The sequence below is a fragment of the Limosilactobacillus walteri genome (assembly GCF_014830205.1).
GTDB classification, from domain to species: domain Bacteria; phylum Bacillota; class Bacilli; order Lactobacillales; family Lactobacillaceae; genus Limosilactobacillus; species Limosilactobacillus walteri.
In genome coordinates, this window is sequence record NZ_QORN01000019.1 from 72,436 (window position 1) to 94,986 (window position 22,551).

A 22,551-nucleotide genomic window follows, 5' to 3' on the forward strand; every position below is an offset into this window, starting at 1 on the left:
CTCAATCCTTTTTTAGATGTTAATCATGCTTTTCGCTGGGATTTGCATCTGCGGTAATCTTATCAACGCAATTAATGACGATCAATCCCATAATAACAGAACACCAGCCGACTGCAGTATAATCTGGTGACATTGATTCTAGTTGACTTGTAATGTAAGCTAGGACCTCACCTAGAATAAGTGCCCAAATACCGGCAACGATATTCTTTGATAGAAAATTCATATTGGTCATCCCCTTTGAAGTCATAACATATTCTAGCATATTTTTTAATGATTATAAAAGGGACAGATCAATTTATCTATTTGAAAAGTGGTTTGGTATAATGCTATAGAGAGGTGAATAGAAGTGGATTTTGCGCCATTAGATGTAAAGAGTAGTTACAGTTTATTAAAAAGCCCTACCCGTATTTCTGATCTTGTAACCGCCGCTAAAGCACGGGGATATAAGTCATTAGCCTTAACTGATGAGAATGTGCTATACGGAGCAGTTGAGTTTTATAATCTGGCTCGGCAAGCAGGAATAAAACCAATTATTGGCCTTCAAGCAGTAGTTTCCTTTAATAACCTTGATGGAACTAAGTTAAATTTAATTTTTTTAGCTAAAAACCAACGTGGCTATCAGCACCTAATGGATTTATCAACGCTTCACCAAACGAAAGCAAAAAGTAGCTTGCCGTTAACGTTATCAGAGATCAGTTCACTGCTTAACGACTTATTTATAATTATTCCGCCGCAAAGTGCTGTTTTTAGTATTATTGCGCAATCGCATGCGTTATTAACTGAATTACGTCAACTTGTTGATGAAGATAGCTTATTACTGGGAGTGAATCCCCAGCTTGACAAGGTTCAGCTTACAACGATTCAACAGTACGCACAGCAGTCTGGTCTGGCACTAGTTGCTGTTTCGCCAGTTGAATACATCGATGCGGAAGATCTCTTTGCCAGTCGGGTGATCCAAGCAATTGGCGCAGGGGCAGAGCTAAAAGATCCAATGATTGAAGCTAAACGGCTGGGAGAAAATTACCTAGATACAAAAGACCAGCTTATTCAAAAATACAAAGAAGCAGGGATCATGGAGGCAGCAGAAAAAACAGTTAAAATTGCTGCTGAATGTAATGTGCAACTCCAATTTAGACCACCAATGCTACCTCATTATCCAATTCCTAATAAATTATCAACGCAACAATATTTACGCTCCCTCTGTATAGCAGGGTTGAAAAAAAGACGGGTAGCACCAGGGAAGACGCTTCGGCAATATCAAGAGCGGCTTGCTATGGAGTTAAAAGTGATCCATGAAATGGGTTTTGATGATTACTTTTTAATTGTTTGGGATGTGATGAACTTTGCTCACAAGCAAAAGATTACAACAGATCCTGGACGGGGCTCAGCTGCTGGGTCGTTAGTTGCTTATGCATTGGCCATTACCGAAGTTGACCCGCTACAATATAATTTATTGTTTGAACGTTTTTTAAATCCTGAACGAGCTCAGATGCCGGATATCGATTTAGATATTCCTGATAACCGTCGTGATGAGGTGTTAAATTATGTCCATCAAAAGTATGGTCATGAACGGGTTGCACAGATTATTACTTTTGGAACATTGGCGGCTAAGCAGGTTGTACGTGATGTGAGTCGGGTATTTGCCTTACCACGTTACGATACCGAGCGATTAGTGGATGCCTTGCCACGGGGGCTTCATACAACCTTAAAACAGGCGCTTGTTGAATCGCAACGGTTAAAAAATTTACTGGATGACAATCCGAAGATGCGGCTGCTTATTAAGGTGGCTCAGCAATTAGAGGGGTTGCCACGTCACTATTCAATTCATGCTGCTGGAGTTGTCCTAGCTGAACAGCCGCTTCATCAACTAGTTCCGTTGCAAGAAGGAAGCGAGGGCTTATTAATGACCCAGTTTCCGAAAGATACGGTTGAAGCGCTAGGACTTTTAAAGATGGACTTTTTAGGACTTAAAAATTTGTCGATCATGGACAATGCGATGAAAATCGTGCGCCAAAAAGATCCCGATTTTGATTTGCAAAACATAAGCCTTAATGATCCCCTCACGCTTCAGTTGTTTCAGCAAGGGAAAACTGGGGGGATTTTTCAGTTTGAATCGAGTGGAATTAGGAATGTGCTGACAAGCTTGCAGCCAACCGATTTTGAAGACATTGTCGCGGTTAATGCCTTATATAGACCAGGACCGATGGAGAATATCCCTCACTTTATCGCTCGAAAAAAAGGCCAAGAACAAGTAACTATTCCTGATTCATCATTAAATAGTATTCTAGGGCCAACGTATGGAATCCTAGTATACCAAGAACAAGTAATGCAAGTTGCATCGGTAATGGCTGGTTTTTCTCTTGGCGAGGCTGATTTATTGCGGCGCGCAATGAGTAAGAAAAAGAAGCAAACAATGGAAGATATGCGAGCAAAGTTTTTGGCCGGCGCTGAAAAGCATGGCTATTCTTCCCAAGTTGCAACGCAAGTATTTGATTATATTGATCAATTTGCAAACTATGGATTTAATCGGTCTCATGCTGTCGCGTATTCAAAAATGGCTTTTGAAATGGCTTATTTAAAGGGCCACTATCCAACAGCATTCTTTACGGCATTGATGAATGCTGAAACAAATGTTGAAAAACTTAAACGACATGTTGCAGATGCTAAACAATTCGGAGTTAGCATAAGCGGACCGCGGATTAATGTAAGTACCAATGATTTTTTAATGTATAATGAAAAAATTTATTTTGGCTTTTCTGCAGTTAAGGGGTTGCGGCATGATTTTATCTCTGCAATTGTTGAGGAACGACAAAATAATGGCGATTATTCAAGTTTACGTAACTTTATTGCTCGGATTCCTGTACGGTGGCAGAAACCAGAGCTGATAGCGCCGTTAATTTATAGTGGAGCATTTGATAATCTAGGCTATAACCGCGCGGAAATGATTGATGCATTACCCAAACTTATTTCCGGGATTGAGTTATTTGGTAGTCTACCATCTTTTGAAGATGATCCAGCATTGCAAACTGCAATCCCTTCGCGTAATGAATTTTCATTATTGACACGACTAAACAAAGAAAACGAGTATTTAGGAGTTTACCTTTCAGGACATCCTGTTACCCAGTATTACCAACTAAGCCAGCAGTTAAAGGCTGCTAAAATTAGTAATTTATTTCCGCACGCAGAAGTAACATTAATTGTCTTAACAAATCATGTCAAAACTATCCATACAAAACGTGATCATCGTGAAATGGCTTTTGTTAACGCTACTGATGAAACAGGAGCAGTTGATATTACTGTTTTTCCCAAACAATACCAACGGTTTAGAGATTTAATAGCACCTAATAAGGTGTTAGTGATTCGGGGACAGGTAGAAAATCGCGAAGGCCGAGGGCTACAAGTAATTGCTAATCAGATTGAAGAAGCAAGAAAACTTAAGCAGCAACGCCAGCCACGTAAAAGATGGGTGTTGAGAATACCAGAAAAGCTAAATACAGCTTTAACACATCAGCAGTTATATCAAATATCCAATCAACATCATGGTAATATTCCTGTTATCTTGTTCTATCCCGCAACTGATAAAAAGATCATTCTTTCCCAACACCAATGGTTAAAAGATTCTCAGGAAACAAAGAAAATGTTAGGCAAGCTCTTAGGGCAAGAAAATGTTGTGTTACAGGACTTGAATAAAACTAATTGATAATTTTAAAATTAAATAACGATTAGAGAAAAAGATTAATTTTAAAATGATAGCGCTTTTTTGTGAACTTTTATGCAAAAAATAAAGACACGTAATTTGAAAAGTGCTATCATAACAGTGTGCAAATGAGGTATGCAATTGTAAATTACAATTGTTGCTATAGATGCAAAAGGAGAGATTCATTTATGAAGAAAACCAAGATTGTAAGTACACTTGGTCCTGCAAGTACTGATGTTGATACGATCGTTAAGTTGATCAATGCGGGAGCTAATATTTTCCGTTTCAACTTCTCACACGGTGACCATCCAGAACACTTGGGTCGGATGGAAAACGTACACAAGGCCGAAGAAATTACTGGTAAGCACGTTGGTATCATGCTTGATACTAAAGGTGCTGAAATTCGGACTACTGTTCAAAAAGAAGGTAAGATTAACTTCGAAATTGGCGACAAGGTTCGCATTTCAATGGATCCTTCAATCGAAGGTACCCATGACAAGATTGCTGTTACCTACCCAGGTTTATACGATGATACTCATGTTGGTGGCCACGTTCTTTTTGATGATGGTTTAATTGACATGGTTATCGATGAAAAAGATGACGCAAACAAAGAACTTGTTTGTCACGTCTTAAACCATGGTGTTCTTGGTTCTCGTAAGGGTGTTAACGCTCCTGGTGTGTCAATTAATTTACCAGGTATTACTGAAAAGGATAGCAGTGATATTCGTTTCGGTTTGGAAAACAAGATTAACTACATCTCAGCTTCATTCGTTCGGAAGGCTCAAGATGTTCTTGATATTCGTGAACTCCTTAAGGAAAAGAACATGGAAGACGTTCAAATTTTCCCTAAGATTGAATCTCAAGAAGGTATCGACAACTTTGAAGAAATCATCGAAGTATCTGATGGTTTAATGGTACCTCGTGGTGACATGGGTGTTGAAATTCCAGCAGAAAATGTGCCAATCGTTCAAAAGCACATGATCAAGCGTTGTAACGAATTAGGTAAGCCAGTTATTACTGCTACTCAAATGCTTGATTCAATGCAAGAAAACCCACGTCCAACTCGTGCTGAAGTATCAGACGTTGCTAACGCTGTTTTTGATGGTACCGATGCAACTATGCTTTCTGGTGAAAGTGCAAACGGTGATTACCCAGTAGAATCTGTTGCAATGATGAATGCAATCGACATCAAGGCTGAAAACCACCTTTGGGAATTCGGCACTGAAAAGTTTGATTGGGATAAGTCAGATGTAACTGAAACTATCGGCTCAGCAGTTGCTAATGCTGCAAAGGACTTAGATATTCACACAATTGTAGCTTACACTGCTTCAGGATACACTGCTAAGATGATTTCTAAGTACCGTCCTAACGCTGATATCGTTGCCCTTACTCCAAATGAACGTGTAGAACGCGGTCTTATGATTAACTGGGGTGTTCAACCATACGTTGTTGACGAAATGAAGAACACTGATAAGATGTTTGACTTAGCTGCTAAGAAGGCTGTTGAACTTGGCTTTGCTAAGAAGGGTGACAAGATTATCATTGTTGCAGGTGTTCCTTTGGGTGTACCAGGTGCAACTAACATGATGCGTGTTAAGACTATTGACTAGTATTTAACGTTTATATCCCCCTAAGATCGGCTTAAACGCCGGTCTTTTTTATTTCCCAGCTATAGTAAATAAAACAATCTTACTAGCAAAAAAAGATACCACCGTGTAAAATCGATATAGAATAAAAAAGATAAGTGGTGTAATAAAAATATGAATTCAGCATTAGGAAAAGTTGTCAACGCTGTTATGATCGATGAAAATGATAAAGACTACTTTGTTCAACCAGATCGTAACGGACAAACATACCGACTACCCAAGGAAGAAAGTCCTCAGGTCCTTCATATTGGTGGACAAGTCCGCGGATTTGTCTATGAAAATGAAGATCATCAATTACAAATGACGTGTGCGCATATTCCTACAGTACAGGTTGATCATTATGATTATGGAACCGTTGTTAATGTGCGCCGGGATCTGGGAGTTTTTGTTGATATTGGTCTCCCCAATAAAGATATTGTTGTCTCTTTAGATGATTTGCCAAGTTTGAAACATCTTTGGCCACAACCTGGTGACCGTCTATTGATGTCATTAAGAGTAGATGAAAAAGATCGGTTGTGGGGGAAATTAGCAGATGATCAGATTTATCAGACGATTTCAGCTGCTCCCAATAAGCGGCTTCTCAATCATGATACCTATGCAACGGTTTATCGTTTAAAAATGAGCGGAACCTTTGTAATTACTGATAATTATCAGCTTGGCTTTATCCATCCCAGTGAACGCGATCAAGAACCACGGTTAGGTCAAAGAGTAAAAGCCCGTGTTATTGGGATTTCGTCTCATGGGAGTCTGAACCTATCCCTTAAGCCGCGTGCTTATCAAGCAATTGGAGAAGATGCTCAAATGATTTTAACAATGCTTGAACACGATATTAATCATCGGTTACCTTATACCGATAAGACGGATCCAACAATTATTCGTGACGTTTTTGGAATTAGTAAGGGACAATTTAAACGGGCGATTGGTCATTTACTGAAAGAAAAATTAGTAAAGCAGCAGGATGGTCAATTAATTTTAGTAAAAGAGAATTAAGCGTAATGGAGAAAGAAGTTGCTGAATTTTTAAACTTTCTGGCAAATGACCGTCACCTTAGTGATAATACGATTATGAGTTATCGCCGAGACCTTAACCAAACGATGACGTACTTAACGAGCCAAGGGATATCTCGCTGGCAACAAGTGGACCAATATATGCTTTTGGGGGCATTAAATGCTTTTCGTCAACAACATAAGGCAAATTCGACAATCAACAGGGTAATTTCCAGCTTACGTCAATTCTATAAGTACATGGTTCGTCACCACTATTTAACAGCAAATCCGATGGACATGATTGACCATCAATATAACCTTAATCAGCCAACAACCCCGGTGATTCTATCAGAAGAAGAAATTGAACAATTACTACAGGTTCCTGATACGTCGACACCAATCGGTATTCGTGATCGGGCTTTATTAGAAATAATGGATGCAACGGGGATGAGGGTTAGTGAAGCGATTACCCTAGAACTTGCTTCCTTGCACCTGGACATAAAACTATTACGGCTTATAGGAAAAAACGGGCGTGAACGAATTATCCCATTAAGCCAGCCGGCAGTAACTTGGCTAGCGAAATACCTAAAAAACAGCCGACCACAATTAGTAAAAGATGATAAAATCATGACTGTGTTTGTGAATGCTCACGGTCGGCCGTTGACCAGACAAGGTATTTGGAAAAAGATGAAAGAATGGGTCGGTAAGGCAAAGATTACAAAAGAAGTAACGCCACAGACGATTCGTTATTCTTTTGCTGTCCACTTGATTGAAAATGGCGCAGACGTTCAGTTGCTTCAAGAGATTTTAGGCTATAATGCAATGAAAGCACTCCAGCCTTACTTGAAGGTAACCCCACAAGAGCTTACTGCCAGCTACTTGAAATACCATCCTCGTGCGTAGAAAGGAAAAATATCATGTTAGTGCGTTACCGTAAAGACTACCAAAAGATAGCATTAGGTTTGTTATCGTTAGTAGCAGACTTGCGTAGAAATAATCGTTTTATGGAAGAACTGGACTGGGCAACAGCTAATGATTGGCCAATCTTTTTATGGAAAGATATGGATGATAGTCATTTTATTGGGATTATAATTCTGGAGATTGGGGACTACTATGTTTTAATTCGCCGATTGTCCTTTACCCCCAGTGAACGGTCCGGACATAATATTTTTTCTCTACTAAACGCTGTTCACGACCAGTATTCCGGTAAACGATTATTAGGGACCCTAGCAACCCAACCAATAATAAGTATGTGGGAGAGAAACAATGAGTGAGCAGGTACAACCGCAAAAGCCATTTCAACCAACGATTAAGGTTCATGATTTTGAAGGACCGTTAGATTTGTTATTACATTTGATTAAGCAGTCTGAAATGGATATTTATGATATAGAAATCTCACAGATTACAAGTCAGTACTTGGATTATTTACACCAAATGCAAAGTCATCAATTAGAAGTGGCGGGAGAATATTTTGTAATGGCAGCCACCCTAATGAATATAAAAAGCCAGATGCTATTACCAACACCGCCAGTAATGGAAGACGAACCAGAAATTGCAGAGCTTGATCCGCGGCAAGAACTGGTTGACCAGTTACTTGAGTATCAACGTTATAAAAAAGCGGCTGACCACTTAAAAGTTAAAGAAAACTTACGGCAGCAGGAATACACGAGACCAGCGATGAGGGTTCCTGAAGAGCTAATAAAAACAAGCGTTGAGCCTGGAATCAGCTTAGAAGATTTACAGGCAGCATTTACTAACGTTTTACGCCGCCAACAACTGGCTGCACCAATAGTTGAAACCGTAGCAGCAGAAAAGGTGAGTGTTAGTCATCAAATGCAGCGGGTATTTACAACCATTCGGCAAGGACCAGCCCGTTTTGAGGACCTTTTTGCGGATTTGCATTCTCGTGATGGATTAGTCACAACTTTTTTAGCAATTCTTGAATTAGCAAAGCATCAAGCAATTTTTATTAACCAGAGCGGGTTATTTGATCCAATAATACTAGTGGAGGGACCGAAGAGTGACGAATACGAAGCTAACCAATCAGGCACAAATTGAAGGATTATTATTTATCAGTGGAGATGAAGGAATTACGCTTGGTGACCTAGCTAAAGTTTCAGGATTTATGAAACCGGCAATCTTATCAATCTTGCAAGATTTGAAGAATAAATATGAAAATGATCCTTCATCCGCATTTGTTCTTTTGGAAAGCGATCAGACATATCGTTTAGCAACTAAGCACCAGCTAGCAGGAGTAATTAAACACTATTTCGAAGTTCCGCTCACTGTTCCATTGACCAAAGCATTACTAGAAGTGTTAGCAATTGTTGCATATCGTCAACCGATTACTCGACTTGAGATTGATGATATTCGGGGAGTTCAAAGTTCTGGATCACTTCAGAAATTGATGGTTCGAGGGTTGGTTGATACTCACGGACGTCTAGATGCTCCTGGTCGCCCATTTTTATACGCAACAACCCCTGCATTTTTGGATTATTTTGGATTAAGTAATCTAAAGGAGCTACCTCCGTTGCCAGATCAAGATGAACTAGATCTTAGCGATATGAATGGAGATATATTCCTTGAGGCATTACAAACGCGTGAAGGACGAAAGGACGACGATTGATGGAACGTTTACAAAAAGCGATGGCAGAGGCAGGAGTTGCTTCTCGCCGTGCATCTGAAAAATTAATATTAGCGGGGAAAGTAGCCGTTAACGGAAAAAAAGTAACTGAATTAGGGACCAAAGTAGGGGTCCATGATGAGATTGTGGTAAATGGAGTACCGATTCAGCGTGAGCAGCATGTGTACTATTTATTGAATAAGCCCCGAGGGGTCATTTCAAGTGCTCATGACGAAAAAGGTCGGCGGACAGTTATTGACATTGTTCACGATGAAGATATCGATGAACGAGTTTATCCTGTTGGTCGCTTAGATTATGATACAACAGGAATTATCCTGTTAACTAATGATGGTGCTTTAGCTAATAAGTTAATGCATCCGAAATATGAAGTAGAAAAAACTTATATCGCGAAAGTTAATGGCATTATCAAAAATGATGAATTAAAGCAATTACGATTAGGAGTTGTGATTGACGGGCGCAAGACAAAATCTGCTAAAACTAAGCTAATTAATATCGACCGCAATAAAAAAACTAGCTTAGTCCAGTTAACGATTCATGAAGGACGGAATCATCAAGTAAAAAACATGTTTAAAGCCGTCGGTCATCCCGTTATTAAATTGCACCGTGAAACGTATGGACCGCTTAATTTATACGGCTTACAGCCAGGCGAGTTTCGGGCGTTAAAACCTGATGAAGTGCAGATGTTGAAAAAGTAATAGATTAAAGTTTGCAATAAAACGGTCACTATTTATTCACTAACTAATAGTAAATAGTTGTTCTGATGAAGAAATAGTGTTAAACTATACTTGTAAAAAATTAAATATTTATTAAACGTTTGTCTTCAAGGCGTGGTGAAATTCCCGACCGGCGGTGACAGCCCGCAACCTGCTGCTTTTATGCAGTGGCTGACCTAGTGTAATTCTAGGGCCGACAGTATAGTCTGGTATAAAGAAGATTTCTGTATTGAATAACTTTAAAAAGTTTATTGCGTTGCTGGCAAACTCATAATTGTCAGTAACGCTTTTTTAATACAGGATGCCAAATGGAGGCAATCTCAAATGGAGGTTGTTATTAATGACAGTGACGCATCAACGTATTCAACGCTTGGTTGGGATGGCATGTTTAAGTGCCTTAGCATTTATTTTAATGTTTTTTGAATTTCCAATTTTGCCAATGGCACCTTATCTAAAGTTGGACTTTTCTGACGTCCCAGTATTGCTTGGTGGGTATATTTATGGCCCTGTGGGAGGGATTATCATTGCATTGTTAAAATGCTTGATTCATGGAATGGTTCATGGATTTTCACCTGCAGAATTAATTGGTATTTTTAGTGATTTTCTATCGGCATTAGCGATGCTTTTACCGTTCTGCTGGGTATGGCAGCATCATGACTGGAGTAAAAAGAAACAGGCTGTTATGGGAATTATTTCTGGAACGATAACGCTGACAGTTGTGATGTCATTATTAAATTTGTGGGTTCTTACACCATTATATATGGCAGTTTGGAACTGGAAATCGACCTTGCCAGTATCCCAGCTCGTGGCGATTGGGGTGCTTCCATTTAATATAATTAAAGGACTAGTAGTTACCATAGTGTATGTAATTATTGCTAATCGATTACAAGCATGGTTAGATCATCATCGGACACTTTAAAATCAATCAATAGGACTGAGGGAAGACTTTTGCTTTTTCCTCAGTTTTTTCAGTTATAAAGTTATAATAAAGGCTAATCGTGAGAAATAACTGTCTTGGTGGGAAGATTACTTTAGAAAAAATTACAATCTGTGCTAGTATTTTTAAATAAAATACGTATATAGATATATAGGGGGGAAAGATGACAGAATTATTACGTTTTTTTAGCTATCATCAGCCACGACGAATTAGGGTGATTGAAAATACGCTTCGTAGCCGGCGAACAGTGGCAACGTTATTTTGGGCTCAGCAATATGGAATTTTGAAATGGCTAGGGGCGTATCGTTCGCTAACTAGGCCTGACTTTGACCATCTTATTAAGAAACTAGTTAGCCAAAAATTGTTGATATTGGACGAGCAGGCACAAGCAAGACTAACAGAAGAAGGGGCAGCTCTTTTGAAAAAAGAAGAAACAAGTCGCTATGACCCCGCTTTTTTTGACTGGTATTGGTTGGCAAATACTCATCGAGTAATGCAGCGGTTATTGTTGGCGGTTCAGGTTGCATCAGAATACTCTTATCATCAAAATAAATATGCTCCGCTTACTATCCCGTATGAAGAGATGTTGGCAGTCAAAAAGTGGTTTCGCAATAATTATCAGCATGATTTTACTAATCGGCTTTATTTAGATTTACAACGATTTGGCACAGCAATTGCGAGTGAAGATCTGCGACTAGCAAAAGATTTTTTTAACCTATTAATTGGCCATCAAAAGGCGGGGTGGACACCTAATCAAGCAGCAGTTGCTTTAAATTTGTCAGTAGAAGATATTTCTTTTTTAAGGCATGATGAAATGCTGGCGATAAGTGCTTATGCTCGCAATTTTCCTGGTCCCCTGCAACAATTGTTAACCCCGATTTTACGGACGAGTCCGTTAAACCAAAGTGCTGAAGTAACCTATAATTTTTATGCTCAAGGGCAGGAAATTCCAACGATTGCCCAAGAACGACACTTAAAAGAGAGTACCATCAAAGAACACTTGTTAGAGGCAGCCATCTTAATGCCCGATAAAATGGATTGGGATCGTTTTCTGCCAACGAATAAGAGAGCTGTTCTTGCAAAGGCTTATAATGGTTCACCAGTTACTTGGCAATTTAATGATGATATTTCAAGCTTCTATGAATATCGCCTATATCAAATATATCAGGGAGTAATAAATGAAAACTGAACAAGAACTTTTGCGGGTCTTAAAAAATCGTTTTGGTTTTGACAATTTTCGTCCGGGTCAAGAAAGAACAATTAAGACACTATTAACAGGTGAAGATGTACTGACGGTTTTGCCGACAGGAGCAGGAAAGTCGCTACTATACCAACTTCCTGCATATTTATTAACGGGAACAGTTATAATTGTTTCTCCCTTAATTTCTCTCATGCAAGATCAAGTTGACCGTTTGCGGCGTCAAGGTGAAAAGAGGGTAATAATGTTAAATGGTCAGCTCGTTGGGCACGAAAGAGCGACTGTGCTAAGGAACCTGCAATCATTTAAATTTGTTTTTACCTCTCCAGAAATGCTTGATAATAAAAATGTTTTAGCTGCTTTTAGTCAGGTTGATGTAGCTATGCTTGTGGTTGATGAAGCTCATTGTATTTCACAATGGGGGCCTGATTTTCGTCCAGAATATCTATTATTAAAAAATGTTCGTCAGCAATTAGGCAACCCGACTACACTAATGTTAACGGCAACTGCTACTCCGCAAATTCGCCAGGATATCCAAACAAAAATGGGAATAAAAAAAGCACAGCAGGTAGTTAAATCTGTTGATCGACCAAATATTTTTCTCACAGTGCAAAAGGAATACCAGCAACAGGAAAAAGACGAAGAATTATTACGTTTAGTGCAAAAGTTTAAGGGCCCGGGGATAGTATATTTTGCCAGCCGGAAAATTGCTTCACAAATGGCGGAATGGCTTACGCAACATACCGACTTGAATGTTGCTGCCTATCATGCGGGGATTGCACCAATCGAACGCTTTCAAATACAACGGCAATTCATGGAGAATGAGTTACAAGTTATTTGTGCAACAAGTGCATTTGGGATGGGAGTTGATAAAAACGATGTGCGCTTTGTTATCCATTACCATTTACCGCATAATTTAGAAAGCTATTTACAAGAAATTGGTCGGGCAGGACGAGACGGGAAGCAGAGCTTAGCTGTTTTATTATATGCAGACGGGGATGAAATGATTCAACGGCAATTAACGAGCATTGATGTTCCTTCAGTTGAATTATTAAAACAGATCGAAGAACATAATATACCATCGACAATTCTTGGCGAACAGGCTGAACTTTTTAATTTTTATTTAACTCACCATTCATCTCCTGAGCAGATTGTTAACACATTTAAGCACCGTCAATATCAAATGGAACACGAACTGCAGGAAATGCTTGGGTATATAAATAATGAAGGATGCCGTCGTGAGTATCTATTAGCTTATTTTGGCGAAAAACTATTAACAGCCAAGAGTAATTGTTGTGACCACGATAAAGAGAACTGGCAAGCAGAGATTAATCTTCCTGTTAGTAAAACGATGACACAACCAAAGAAAATGGATTGGCAGAGACAATTAAAGCAGTTGCTAAATATTGATGAAAATTAAAGTTTAATGTTGTTGCTAGACAATTGTTAAAAGTTTGCGATACAATCAGATTGTTAAATTCAAAAATAAGGAGGCATGATTACCTTGAGTGAAGGACGGAAAGAAAGTCGACGGGCAAATGATGAATTATGGGATAAAAAATTTACTGATAATGAAGATTTTGATAGTGATGGTCATCTTTCACGAACAGAACACCGAAAGCAACGGTCTCATAATTCAATGATTACAACTATTTTGATTGTCCTCATTATTGTTCTTGCCGCGGCTCCGCTTATTTACTGGATTAATAATAAGCAGTCATTTAATCATCCAGTAAGGACCGAACAAGTGGCGTCTGATTCTGACAATAGTAAAAAAAAAGTATCTCACAGCTCGAATACCTCTAGCAAAGAATCTAAGCATGAAAAAGATAGCAGCGAGTTAAGCAGCAGTTCTTCTTCAGCTGTCACGACTAGTTCAAGTCAGGTAAGTCAGAGCAGCACTTACTCTCAAAGTAGTAGCTATTATCGCTATAGTAGTAGTTACCGTTATAATAACGGCTATCAAAACCGCAATGCCAATCGCTATAGTAATAGTTACTATCAGCAAACTCCGCGTCGCTATAATAATAACCAGACCTATAATCACTACAGTAATACAGAAAATACCAATCGTTATAATTATCGTTAATTATTTAAACAATAATGGTTGGTTTTCTGGTAAAGTAGAATACTGGATAAAAAAGAGGAGTGAAGACTGATAATGAGCAAAGGTTTACAAGTTGCTATTGATGGACCAGCGTCAGCAGGTAAGAGTACAGTGGCGAAGTTAGTTGCTAAAAGATTTAATTATATTTATTGTGATACAGGAGCAATGTATCGAGCTGTAACTTTAGCCGTATTAAATCAAGGGATTGATCTTAACGATGATGCTAAAATAGCGGAGGTGGCTCGTCAAATAAAGATTAATTTTAAACCTGGCGAAACAGAACAACGAGTATTTTTAAATGGGCAGGAAGTAACCCACGATATTCGCCTGCCTAAGGTAGCAAGAAACGTATCTGCAATTGCAGCAATTCCTGCTGTTCGGGAAGAAATGACACAACAGCAACGAAAAATTGCGGCCGATGGTGGTATCGTGATGGACGGTCGTGATATCGGAACGACTGTTTTGCCGGATGCGCCAGTTAAAATCTTTATGGTAGCAAGTGCCCATGAACGAGCTCGTCGTCGCTATGTTGAAAATAAGGCAAAAGGGATTAATACTACTTCACTTGAAGAGCTACAACAGGCGATTGAACTACGAGATAAGAAGGATTCAACAAGAAAAATATCGCCACTTACTCAAGCACATGACGCAATAAAATTAGATACCACAAATTTGACGATTGATGAAGTAGTAGACGCGATTAGTAAAATAATAAAAAAACACGAGATGAATTAGTCTAAATACTGGAAATGTAAAACAATTTTTAGTAAAATATCATTTAGAGTTGATTGTTGCAAGGAGGATTTTTTTTAATGGCTGAAAACAACGAAAATAAAAACGATATGTTAGAAGCGCTTGATAGCATTGAACAAGTAAAGGTGGGCGATGTTGTCAAGGGTGAAGTTTTGGCAATCGATGACGATCGTCAAGCTATCGTTGGTATTAAAGATGCAGGGGTTGAAGGTGTCGTCCCTGCTAAGGAATTATCAACCAAGCCAGTTGAAGACATCAATGATGCTGTAAAAGTAGGTGACGAATTAGACTTAGTTGTCATTTCTAAGATTGGTAATGATAAGGAAAATGGTAGCTACTTACTTTCTCACCGTCGTCTTGAAGCCCGTAAGGTATGGGATGACATTCAAAAGAAATTTGATGAAGGTGAACATATCACCGCAAAAGTTACCCAAGCTGTTAAGGGTGGATTAGTCGTTGATGCTGGAGTTCGTGGCTTCGTCCCTGCTTCAATGATTACGGATCACTATGTTGAAGACTTGAACCAATTTAAGGGTCAAGAACTTGAATTTAAGATTGTTGAAATTGAACCAAGCGAAAACCGTTTGATTCTTTCTCACAAGGAAATTATTCAAGCTCAACACGAAAAGGCTGCTGAAAAGGTATTTGCTGAATTACAACCGGGTGATGTTGTCGAAGGTAAGGTTGCTCGTATGACAAACTTTGGAGCATTCATCGACCTTGGCGGTGTTGATGGTTTAGTTCACGTTTCCGAAATTTCATACGACCATGTTGATAAGCCTTCAGATGTTTTAAGTGCAGGTCAAGATGTTAAGGTTAAGGTCTTAAGTGTTGATCCTGAACGTGAACGGATTTCATTATCTATCAAGCAAACATTGCCTGGCCCATGGGATGACATCGAAGAAAAGGCCCCAGTTGATAGTGTATTGACTGGTACTGTAAAGCGTTTGACTAGCTTTGGTGCTTTTGTTGAAGTATTCCCTGGTGTTGAAGGTTTAGTTCACATTTCACAAATTTCACACAAGCACATTGCTACACCTGCTGATGTTCTTAAGCCTGGTCAAGAAGTTAAAGTTAAGGTTATTAATGTTGACCCTGAACACCAACGTCTTGGTTTATCAATGAAAGCTCTTGAAGAACGTCCAAAGGAAGATGAGAACAACAATAACAACGGTGAAAACTACCGTGGTCGTCGTCGTTCACGTCGAAACAATAACAATCGGAGCAACTTTATGAATAATGCTCCAGAAGAAGAAAGTGGCTTCTCAATGGGTGACTTAATTGGTGACAAGCTTAAGGACCTACGGAACTAGCTTCTTAAATTAATTATCTTTTAAGGGGGAAGTGACAATATTGTTGCTTCCTCTTTAATCATTTTTAAAATAAAACGAAAGAAGGTGGAAAGATTGGCTAATCCAATCGTCGCAGTAGTTGGTCGACCAAATGTTGGTAAATCAACACTCTTTAATCGTATTGCAGGAGAAAGAATTTCAATTGTTGAAAATACTCCTGGGGTTACTCGTGACCGAATTTATGCCCATGCGGAATGGTTAGGCAAACATTTTAGTATGATCGATACAGGGGGAATTGAGATCTCAGATCAACCCCTCTTAACTCAAATTCGTCAACAAGCAGAAATTGCAATTGATGAGGCTGACGTGATTATTTTTGTAGTAGACGTGGAAAATGGTGTTACTGATGCTGATGAACAGGTAGCACGTATCTTATATCGGTCAAATAAACCAGTAGTTCTTGCTGTTAATAAGGTTGATAATCCAGAAAGACGTAGTGATATTTATGATTATTATTCACTTGGATTAGGTGAGCCATATGCTGTTTCCAGTGTTCATGGAATCGGGATGGGTGACCTATTAGATGCTGTCATTAAACGTTTTCCAGATAATGCAGCAAATGAGGACGATAATAGTATTCACTTTAGTTTTATCGGTCGCCCCAATGTTGGAAAGTCATCGCTTGTAAATGCTATTTTGGGTGAAAATCGGGTCATTGTTTCTAATGTGGCCGGAACAACCCGTGATGCGATTAATACTAAATTTAAGACAAATGACGGTCAAGAATTTACAATGGTTGACACTGCTGGTATCCGCAAAAAAGGAAAGATATATGAAAATACTGAACGTTACTCATTAATGCGCTCAATGAGAGCTATTGATGACAGTGATGTAGTTTTGGTTGTCTTAAATGCAGAAGAGGGCATTCGTGAACTTGATAAGCATATTGCGGGATATGCGCATGAAGCTGGTTGTGGCGTTATCATCGTTGTTAATAAGTGGGATACACTTAAAGAAAAAGACCACCGTACAATGACTGACTTTACAAATTTAATTAGACAAGAATTCCAATATCTTAGTTATGCGCCGATAATTTTTGTTTCGGCTAAAACCAAGCAACGATTAAATCAATTACCAGCGTTAATTGAAGAAGTGTATGACCATCATCGTCAGCGGATTCAATCTTCAGTCTTAAATGATGTCTTAATGGATGCAATTGCGGCTAACCCAACGCCAACGCAAAATGGACGCCGGTTGCGTGTATATTACGGAACACAAGTAGCAACTGAACCACCAACATTTGTTATCTTTGTAAACGATCCTGAATTAATGCATTTTTCTTATGAGCGTTATTTAGAAAATCAGATTAGAAAGGCATTCGACTTTTCAGGAACGCCAATTCACTTGATTAAGCGTCAACGGCAATAAAATGTTAGAGAAATTCCAATAAAATGAAAAAACATTAAAAATGCGGGTAGAAGTTAAGAAAACCGCTTGCCAGCAGGCTTTCTCTATGCTAATCTTAACAATGAAATGATACGAACTTCTCGTAATTATTTCGTTAATTTTGGACCACTCAAAATTAACATTCACTGACGTGAGTTTGAGGCTCTCGTTAATTGTGGGAGGTGAAACAACATGGCAAACAAAGCAGAATTAGTAAGCAATGTTGCTACTGCAACTGGCTTAACCAAGAAGGATGCTACTGCAGCTGTAGATGCTGTTTTCAGTTCAATTCAAGCATCTTTAGCTAAGGGTGAAAAGGTTCAATTGATTGGCTTCGGTAACTTCGAAGTACGTCAACGTGCTGCACGTAAGGGCCGCAACCCACAAACTGGAGAAGAAATCAACATTCCTGCAAGCAAGGTACCAGCATTCAAGCCTGGTAAAGCTTTAAAGGATGCTGTTAAATAATTTAACAGTTAAATATAAAAAAGATCATAGTAAAGTTACTATGGTCTTTTTTCTTTTAAAACCAAGTTCAATGCTTAAACTAGAAGACTGTGATATATTTAAAATGACAATAAAAGGAGGGCAAAAAAATGACCTACTCAGAACAAATGATTGATCAATTAGAAGCAGGTAAATTAAAAGAAGCCCAAAATTCATTCAAGCTGGCACTAATAAATGATGATGATGATATGTTATTTAGTCTGGCGGAAGAGTTGTACGCATTGGGCTTTTTGCAACAAGCACGAACAATTTATTTGAAATTATTGGAGCGTTATCCTGATGAAGATGAGCTCAAGACTAATTTGGCAACAATTGCAATCGATGAGGGGCATAATGATGAAGCTTTGTCTTATTTAGCACAAATTAAGCCTAATTCGCCAGCATACGTGCAGGCGTTGCTTGTAGCAGCGGACTTGTACCAAACAGAAGAAGAATTTGAAGTTACTGAGGAAAAACTTAAAGAAGCATATGCATTAGCACCGGATGAGCCGGCAGTTGAATTTGCACTGGGAGAGTTCTATTTCATGGTTGGGCAATTTGCCGATGCAATTCAGTATTATTTCCAATTAATTAAAAACGGGTACACGGATTTTGCAAAAGTAGATATTGCTGGGCGCCTTGGTATTTGTTATGCCCAAAGTGGTCAGTTTAAAAAGGCACTCGGTTATTTCAAACAAGTAAAGCCTGAATATCAGACTAGTGACGTTCGCTTTCAAAAAGGGCTTACCTTATTACAGCTGGGTGAGACCGAGGAGGCAATTAAGACCTTAGAAGACCTAATAAATGATGATGACCAATATGCTTCTGCCTATCCTGAATTAGCGCGAGCGTACGAAAAAGAAAATAAATACCAGCAAGCGTTACGGGTGGTTCAAGAAGGATTAGGCGTTGATCAATATAATGAATATTTATATTCATTAGCTGCCGAAATTGTTAGTCATCTAGGAAACCATAAGTTAATGCATAAATACCTTACAAAAGCCCATGAATTAGCGCCGGAAAATATGACAATTACGCTTCAATATAGCAACTTTTTACTTCATCAACATGATGATAAGACTAATATTGAATTATTAAGCCCATTGGTAAAAGAAGACGAGATTGATCCACAGGTATATTGGAATCTGGCACAATCGTATCAACGAACTGATCAACTTGAGCTTGCCGGAAAGTACTATGAGGCTGCCTTACCAGCATATAGTGAAAATCCAACTTTCTTAAAGGATTTGATTAATTATTATCGTGAAACTGGCGAGACTGATAAACTCATGGATGAATTGGAACACTATTTGCGATTAGTACCAACTGATACGGAAATGCAAGACTTATATGATCAGTACGAAGATTATAAATAATTTATATCTTTAATTGGGACAGGAGAAATCAAAGGTTGATAAAAAATGTCATCTCTTTTGAGCTCACTGTCTCTTTTTAGTGTTAATTTTATTTGCTATAATCTATTTTGATTATCGAAATGGGGACCTGATTAAATGAAAATAAAACAATTACCAGCTATTTTTGAGCCAGCACGGCCAGTTTTACAAAAAATTGAAGCGGCTGGATATGAAGCATACTTTGTTGGCGGTTGTGTTCGTGACACTATCTTACATGATGATATTCATGACATTGACATTGCAACAAGTGCTTATCCAAGTGAGATTAAGGCAATCTTCAACCATACTGTTGATACAGGAATTGAACATGGCACAGTGATGATTTTAGACCATGGTACTGGCTATGAGACCACAACATTTAGGACCGAATCAGGCTATCAAGATTATCGACGCCCTGATAAGGTTACTTTTGTCCGCTCCCTTAGCGAAGATCTTAAACGACGGGATTTCACTATTAATGCGTTAGCGCTCCGTGAAGACGGAGAAGTTATCGATTTATTTAATGGATTGACTGACCTGCAAAAACACCTTATTCGTGCTGTTGGTGACCCTAATGAACGTTTTCATGAAGATGCATTACGAATGATGCGCGCTGTCCGTTTTGCAAGTAAACTCAATTTTGTTATTGACGGCCCTACCCTAACCGGAATTAAAGAAAATGCCCCGCTTTTAGCTAAAATTGCAGTTGAGCGAATTCGGGTTGAGTTTGAAAAGCTAATGTTAGGACAAAAACCAGTTGCCGGACTGCAAGACTTTATTTCGACTGGGCTGTATCAATATTGTCCTGGACTTGCTGATGCAAAAGATGTTCTTTCGGCACTATTGTTATTAAATCACTGGGAGTTAGAAAATGAAGCACAATTATGGGCGGTTATATGTATTCAGCTTCAACTAGATCAAGGCGAAATTAATAAGTTCTTGAAAAAGTGGAAGACAGCTAATGATTTAATATCACAAGTGAAGAAAATAGTTCCGGCAGTAACAGCGATTCGCCAAAGGAGTCTAATGCCAGTCACGATCTTTAAGACTGGGGCGGCAGCATTGCACGATGCTAATCAGGTTGCCAAATTATATGGGTGGGCAATTCCGGATAAAGATTTACAAGCAGCATATCAGCAATTGCCAATTAAGAATAGTAAAGAGCTAGCGGTTGACGGAAAGATGTTGATCACCAAAGCAGGAATAAAACCTGGCCCTTTGATGGGAAAAATTATCCAACAACTAACGACAACAGTTATAAATGGTAAGATTACCAATGATCCAGTAGCTTTATTAAATGAAGCACAAAAGATAATGAAAGAGGGATAGTATGCAGACGATGCGCGCTGAAGGCCTTACGAGTACGTATGGCGAAAAAACATTATTTGATAATATTTCGTTTATTATTAACGAGAATGACCGAATTGGGTTGATTGGGGTTAATGGGAGCGGCAAAACCAGTCTCTTAAATGTGATTAGTGGTGAAGTAAAGCCTGAGGGAGGCGGGCAGATCACGATGCCCAATGACTACACAATTGGTTATTTAAGACAGCAACCAGAACTTGATGAAGAAAAAACAATTATGGAAGCTGTTTTTGACGGTCGACAACCGGTTTTTGAGACGATTCGCCAGTATGAAGTAGCGTTAGATCGTTTTACAAAACATCCGGAAGACGCTCAGGCAATGGATTACTATACCAAAATGCAAGCGAAAATGGATCAAGAGGATGCGTGGGAGGCAGATAGTCGCGTAAAAACGATTTTAACCCAACTTAAAATTAATGATGTAAGTCAACATATTTCGGAGCTTTCTGGTGGTCAGAAAAAGCGGGTTGGCTTAGCGCAAGTCTTAATTCAGCACCCCGACTTATTATTGTTAGATGAGCCGACTAACCACCTTGATCTTGATTCGGTTGTGTGGCTCCAAGATTTCTTAAATAGCTATAAAGGAGCGGTGCTTGTTGTAACGCATGACCGTTATTTTCTCGACCAAATCACCAACCATATTTGGGAACTTTCTTTTGGTAACCTGTATCACTATGAGGGAAATTACCAAGCCTTTGTCGAAAAAAAGGCAGAACGAGTTGAATTAGCGAAGGACACTGAACGCAAAAACCAGCAGTTATATAAAAAAGAGTTGGCGTGGATGAGAACTGGTGCCAAAGCTCGCTCAACCAAGCAAAAGGGACGAATTAATCGTTTCCACGAACTTGAGAACAAAATCGGCAAGCTTAAAACTGATGAAGACATTGCAATTAACCTTGGCTCACAGCGGTTAGGGAAAGATGTTATTCAATTTAAGGATGCTAATTTAAGTTTTGGTAACCACCAAATTTTGCAGGACTTTAACTGGTTAGTACAAGCTGGTGACCGGATTGGAATTACGGGCGAAAATGGTGCTGGGAAAACTAGTTTATTAAACGTGATTGCACAACGAGTACCTTTAGATGATGGGGTTATTAAAATTGGCGAAACCGTTAAACTTGGTTACTATACCCAGCAAACTGAGGGAATTGATGATAGTAAGCGCATGATTAGTTTCTTGTCTGAAATCGCCGAAAACGTGACAGATAAAGATGGTAATAAGTTAAGTGTTACGCAACTTTTAGAACGCTTTTTATTCCCTCGTTTCATGCATGGAACTTTAATTCGTAAGCTTTCCGGTGGAGAAAAGCGGCGCCTATATCTTTTGAAGATTTTAATGCAGCAACCGAATGTGCTATTGTTAGACGAACCGACAAATGATTTAGATATTGGAACATTAACTGTTTTAGAGGATTATCTAGATAACTTTGCTGGGACGGTAATTACAGTTTCTCATGATCGATACTTTTTAGATAAGGTTGCTGATGACCTATTAATCTTCCGTGGGAATGGTGATATTCAGCGTTATACGGGACGGTTTACTGATTATTTAGCTACTGAAAAAGCACAAATTGAAAAGAAAAAAGAGAGCAGTAATAAAAATGTGGATATAAAGAAGCCGCAAAAAGAAACGCCGCCCAAAAAAGAAAAAACAAAGCTGACTTATGCTGAACAATTGGAATGGGATCACATTGATGAAGAATTAGATGAGCTTGATCAACAGCATCAACAATTAGAAAATCAGATGGCCGAGGCAGCAAGTGATTATAATAAATTAGCAAAATTACAAAAGCAGTTAAATGACGTTCAAGCAGAAATTGATAAAAAGACGGCACGGTGGGAGTATTTGAGTACGTATGTCGATGAATAATAATTAAGAGGAGAAAG

At 38.8% G+C, this 22,551-nt stretch carries 20 protein-coding genes and 1 riboswitch; of the genes, 19 read left to right on the forward strand and 1 reads right to left on the reverse strand.

Features of this window, described 5'->3' with window-relative positions; translation table 11 throughout:
• Window positions 1-19: 19 nt before the first annotated feature.
• Window positions 20-262, reverse strand: a complete 243-nt coding sequence (locus DTK66_RS05620) for a YjzD family protein (RefSeq protein WP_153930686.1) — start codon at window positions 260-262, stop codon at window positions 20-22.
• Between the two features lie 84 nt (window positions 263-346).
• Between DTK66_RS05620 and dnaE the strand changes: the two genes are divergently transcribed.
• From dnaE to DTK66_RS05715, 19 genes are all read left to right on the forward strand, one after another.
• Window positions 347-3,700 carry a DNA polymerase III subunit alpha gene (dnaE, locus tag DTK66_RS05625; RefSeq protein ID WP_191668034.1) on the forward strand — a complete coding sequence of 1,118 codons (3,354 nt, stop codon included), beginning with the start codon at window positions 347-349 and terminating at the stop codon, window positions 3,698-3,700.
• Between the two features lie 185 nt (window positions 3,701-3,885).
• Entirely contained in the window at window positions 3,886-5,307 is a 1,422-nt protein-coding gene (gene pyk / locus DTK66_RS05630) for a pyruvate kinase (protein WP_153930687.1), read from the forward strand.
• 150 nt (window positions 5,308-5,457) lie between these two features.
• Window positions 5,458-6,333 carry a CvfB family protein gene (locus tag DTK66_RS05635; protein WP_153930688.1) on the forward strand — a complete coding sequence of 292 codons (876 nt, stop codon included), beginning with the start codon at window positions 5,458-5,460 and terminating at the stop codon, window positions 6,331-6,333.
• Window positions 6,334-6,338: 5 nt separating this feature from the next.
• Window positions 6,339-7,232, forward strand: coding sequence for a tyrosine-type recombinase/integrase (locus DTK66_RS05640; RefSeq protein ID WP_191668035.1), 894 nt, complete (start codon window positions 6,339-6,341; stop codon window positions 7,230-7,232).
• Window positions 7,233-7,246: 14 nt separating this feature from the next.
• Entirely contained in the window at window positions 7,247-7,603 is a 357-nt protein-coding gene (locus DTK66_RS05645; RefSeq protein ID WP_153930690.1) for a reductase, read from the forward strand.
• Window positions 7,596-8,387: a segregation and condensation protein A gene (locus DTK66_RS05650; RefSeq protein ID WP_191668036.1), complete on the forward strand. Its 792-nt coding sequence runs from the start codon at window positions 7,596-7,598 to the stop codon at window positions 8,385-8,387. Before DTK66_RS05645 ends, DTK66_RS05650 begins: the two co-directional genes overlap by 8 nt.
• Window positions 8,350-8,955, forward strand: a complete 606-nt coding sequence (gene scpB / locus DTK66_RS05655) for an SMC-Scp complex subunit ScpB (RefSeq protein WP_191668037.1) — start codon at window positions 8,350-8,352, stop codon at window positions 8,953-8,955. Before DTK66_RS05650 ends, scpB begins: the two co-directional genes overlap by 38 nt.
• Window positions 8,955-9,668, forward strand: a complete 714-nt coding sequence (locus DTK66_RS05660) for a pseudouridine synthase (RefSeq protein WP_191668038.1) — start codon at window positions 8,955-8,957, stop codon at window positions 9,666-9,668. The genes scpB and DTK66_RS05660 overlap by 1 nt, the downstream gene beginning before the upstream one ends.
• Before the next feature lie 117 nt (window positions 9,669-9,785).
• A riboswitch (FMN riboswitch) is annotated at window positions 9,786-9,912 on the forward strand.
• Window positions 9,913-10,026: 114 nt separating this feature from the next.
• Complete coding sequence (locus DTK66_RS05665; protein WP_225209008.1) at window positions 10,027-10,605, forward strand: ECF transporter S component; 579 nt, start codon at window positions 10,027-10,029, stop codon at window positions 10,603-10,605.
• Window positions 10,606-10,786: 181 nt separating this feature from the next.
• A complete protein-coding gene (locus DTK66_RS05670; RefSeq protein WP_191668040.1) occupies window positions 10,787-11,812 on the forward strand; it encodes a helix-turn-helix domain-containing protein in 1,026 nt (341 codons plus the stop codon).
• Window positions 11,802-13,241, forward strand: coding sequence for a RecQ family ATP-dependent DNA helicase (locus DTK66_RS05675; RefSeq protein WP_191668041.1), 1,440 nt, complete (start codon window positions 11,802-11,804; stop codon window positions 13,239-13,241). The genes DTK66_RS05670 and DTK66_RS05675 overlap by 11 nt, the downstream gene beginning before the upstream one ends.
• A gap of 84 nt (window positions 13,242-13,325) precedes the next feature.
• A complete protein-coding gene (locus tag DTK66_RS05680) occupies window positions 13,326-13,910 on the forward strand; it encodes a LysM domain-containing protein (RefSeq protein WP_153930714.1) in 585 nt (194 codons plus the stop codon).
• Window positions 13,911-13,982: 72 nt separating this feature from the next.
• A complete protein-coding gene (cmk, locus tag DTK66_RS05685) occupies window positions 13,983-14,663 on the forward strand; it encodes a (d)CMP kinase (RefSeq protein WP_153930696.1) in 681 nt (226 codons plus the stop codon).
• Window positions 14,664-14,740: 77 nt separating this feature from the next.
• Window positions 14,741-15,994 carry a 30S ribosomal protein S1 gene (rpsA, locus tag DTK66_RS05690; RefSeq protein ID WP_153930697.1) on the forward strand — a complete coding sequence of 418 codons (1,254 nt, stop codon included), beginning with the start codon at window positions 14,741-14,743 and terminating at the stop codon, window positions 15,992-15,994.
• Between the two features lie 93 nt (window positions 15,995-16,087).
• Complete coding sequence (gene der / locus DTK66_RS05695; protein ID WP_191668042.1) at window positions 16,088-17,401, forward strand: ribosome biogenesis GTPase Der; 1,314 nt, start codon at window positions 16,088-16,090, stop codon at window positions 17,399-17,401.
• 210 nt (window positions 17,402-17,611) lie between these two features.
• Window positions 17,612-17,887, forward strand: coding sequence for an HU family DNA-binding protein (locus DTK66_RS05700; protein ID WP_003666054.1), 276 nt, complete (start codon window positions 17,612-17,614; stop codon window positions 17,885-17,887).
• A gap of 128 nt (window positions 17,888-18,015) precedes the next feature.
• A complete protein-coding gene (locus DTK66_RS05705) occupies window positions 18,016-19,281 on the forward strand; it encodes a tetratricopeptide repeat protein (RefSeq protein ID WP_191668043.1) in 1,266 nt (421 codons plus the stop codon).
• Between the two features lie 135 nt (window positions 19,282-19,416).
• Window positions 19,417-20,628, forward strand: a complete 1,212-nt coding sequence (locus DTK66_RS05710; protein WP_191668044.1) for a CCA tRNA nucleotidyltransferase — start codon at window positions 19,417-19,419, stop codon at window positions 20,626-20,628.
• Between the two features lies 1 nt (window position 20,629).
• The gene (locus tag DTK66_RS05715; RefSeq protein ID WP_191668045.1) at window positions 20,630-22,534 is read left to right on the forward strand and encodes an ABC-F family ATP-binding cassette domain-containing protein; all 1,905 of its coding nucleotides are present in this window, start codon (window positions 20,630-20,632) and stop codon (window positions 22,532-22,534) included.
• The last annotated feature ends 17 nt before the right edge of the window (window positions 22,535-22,551 follow it).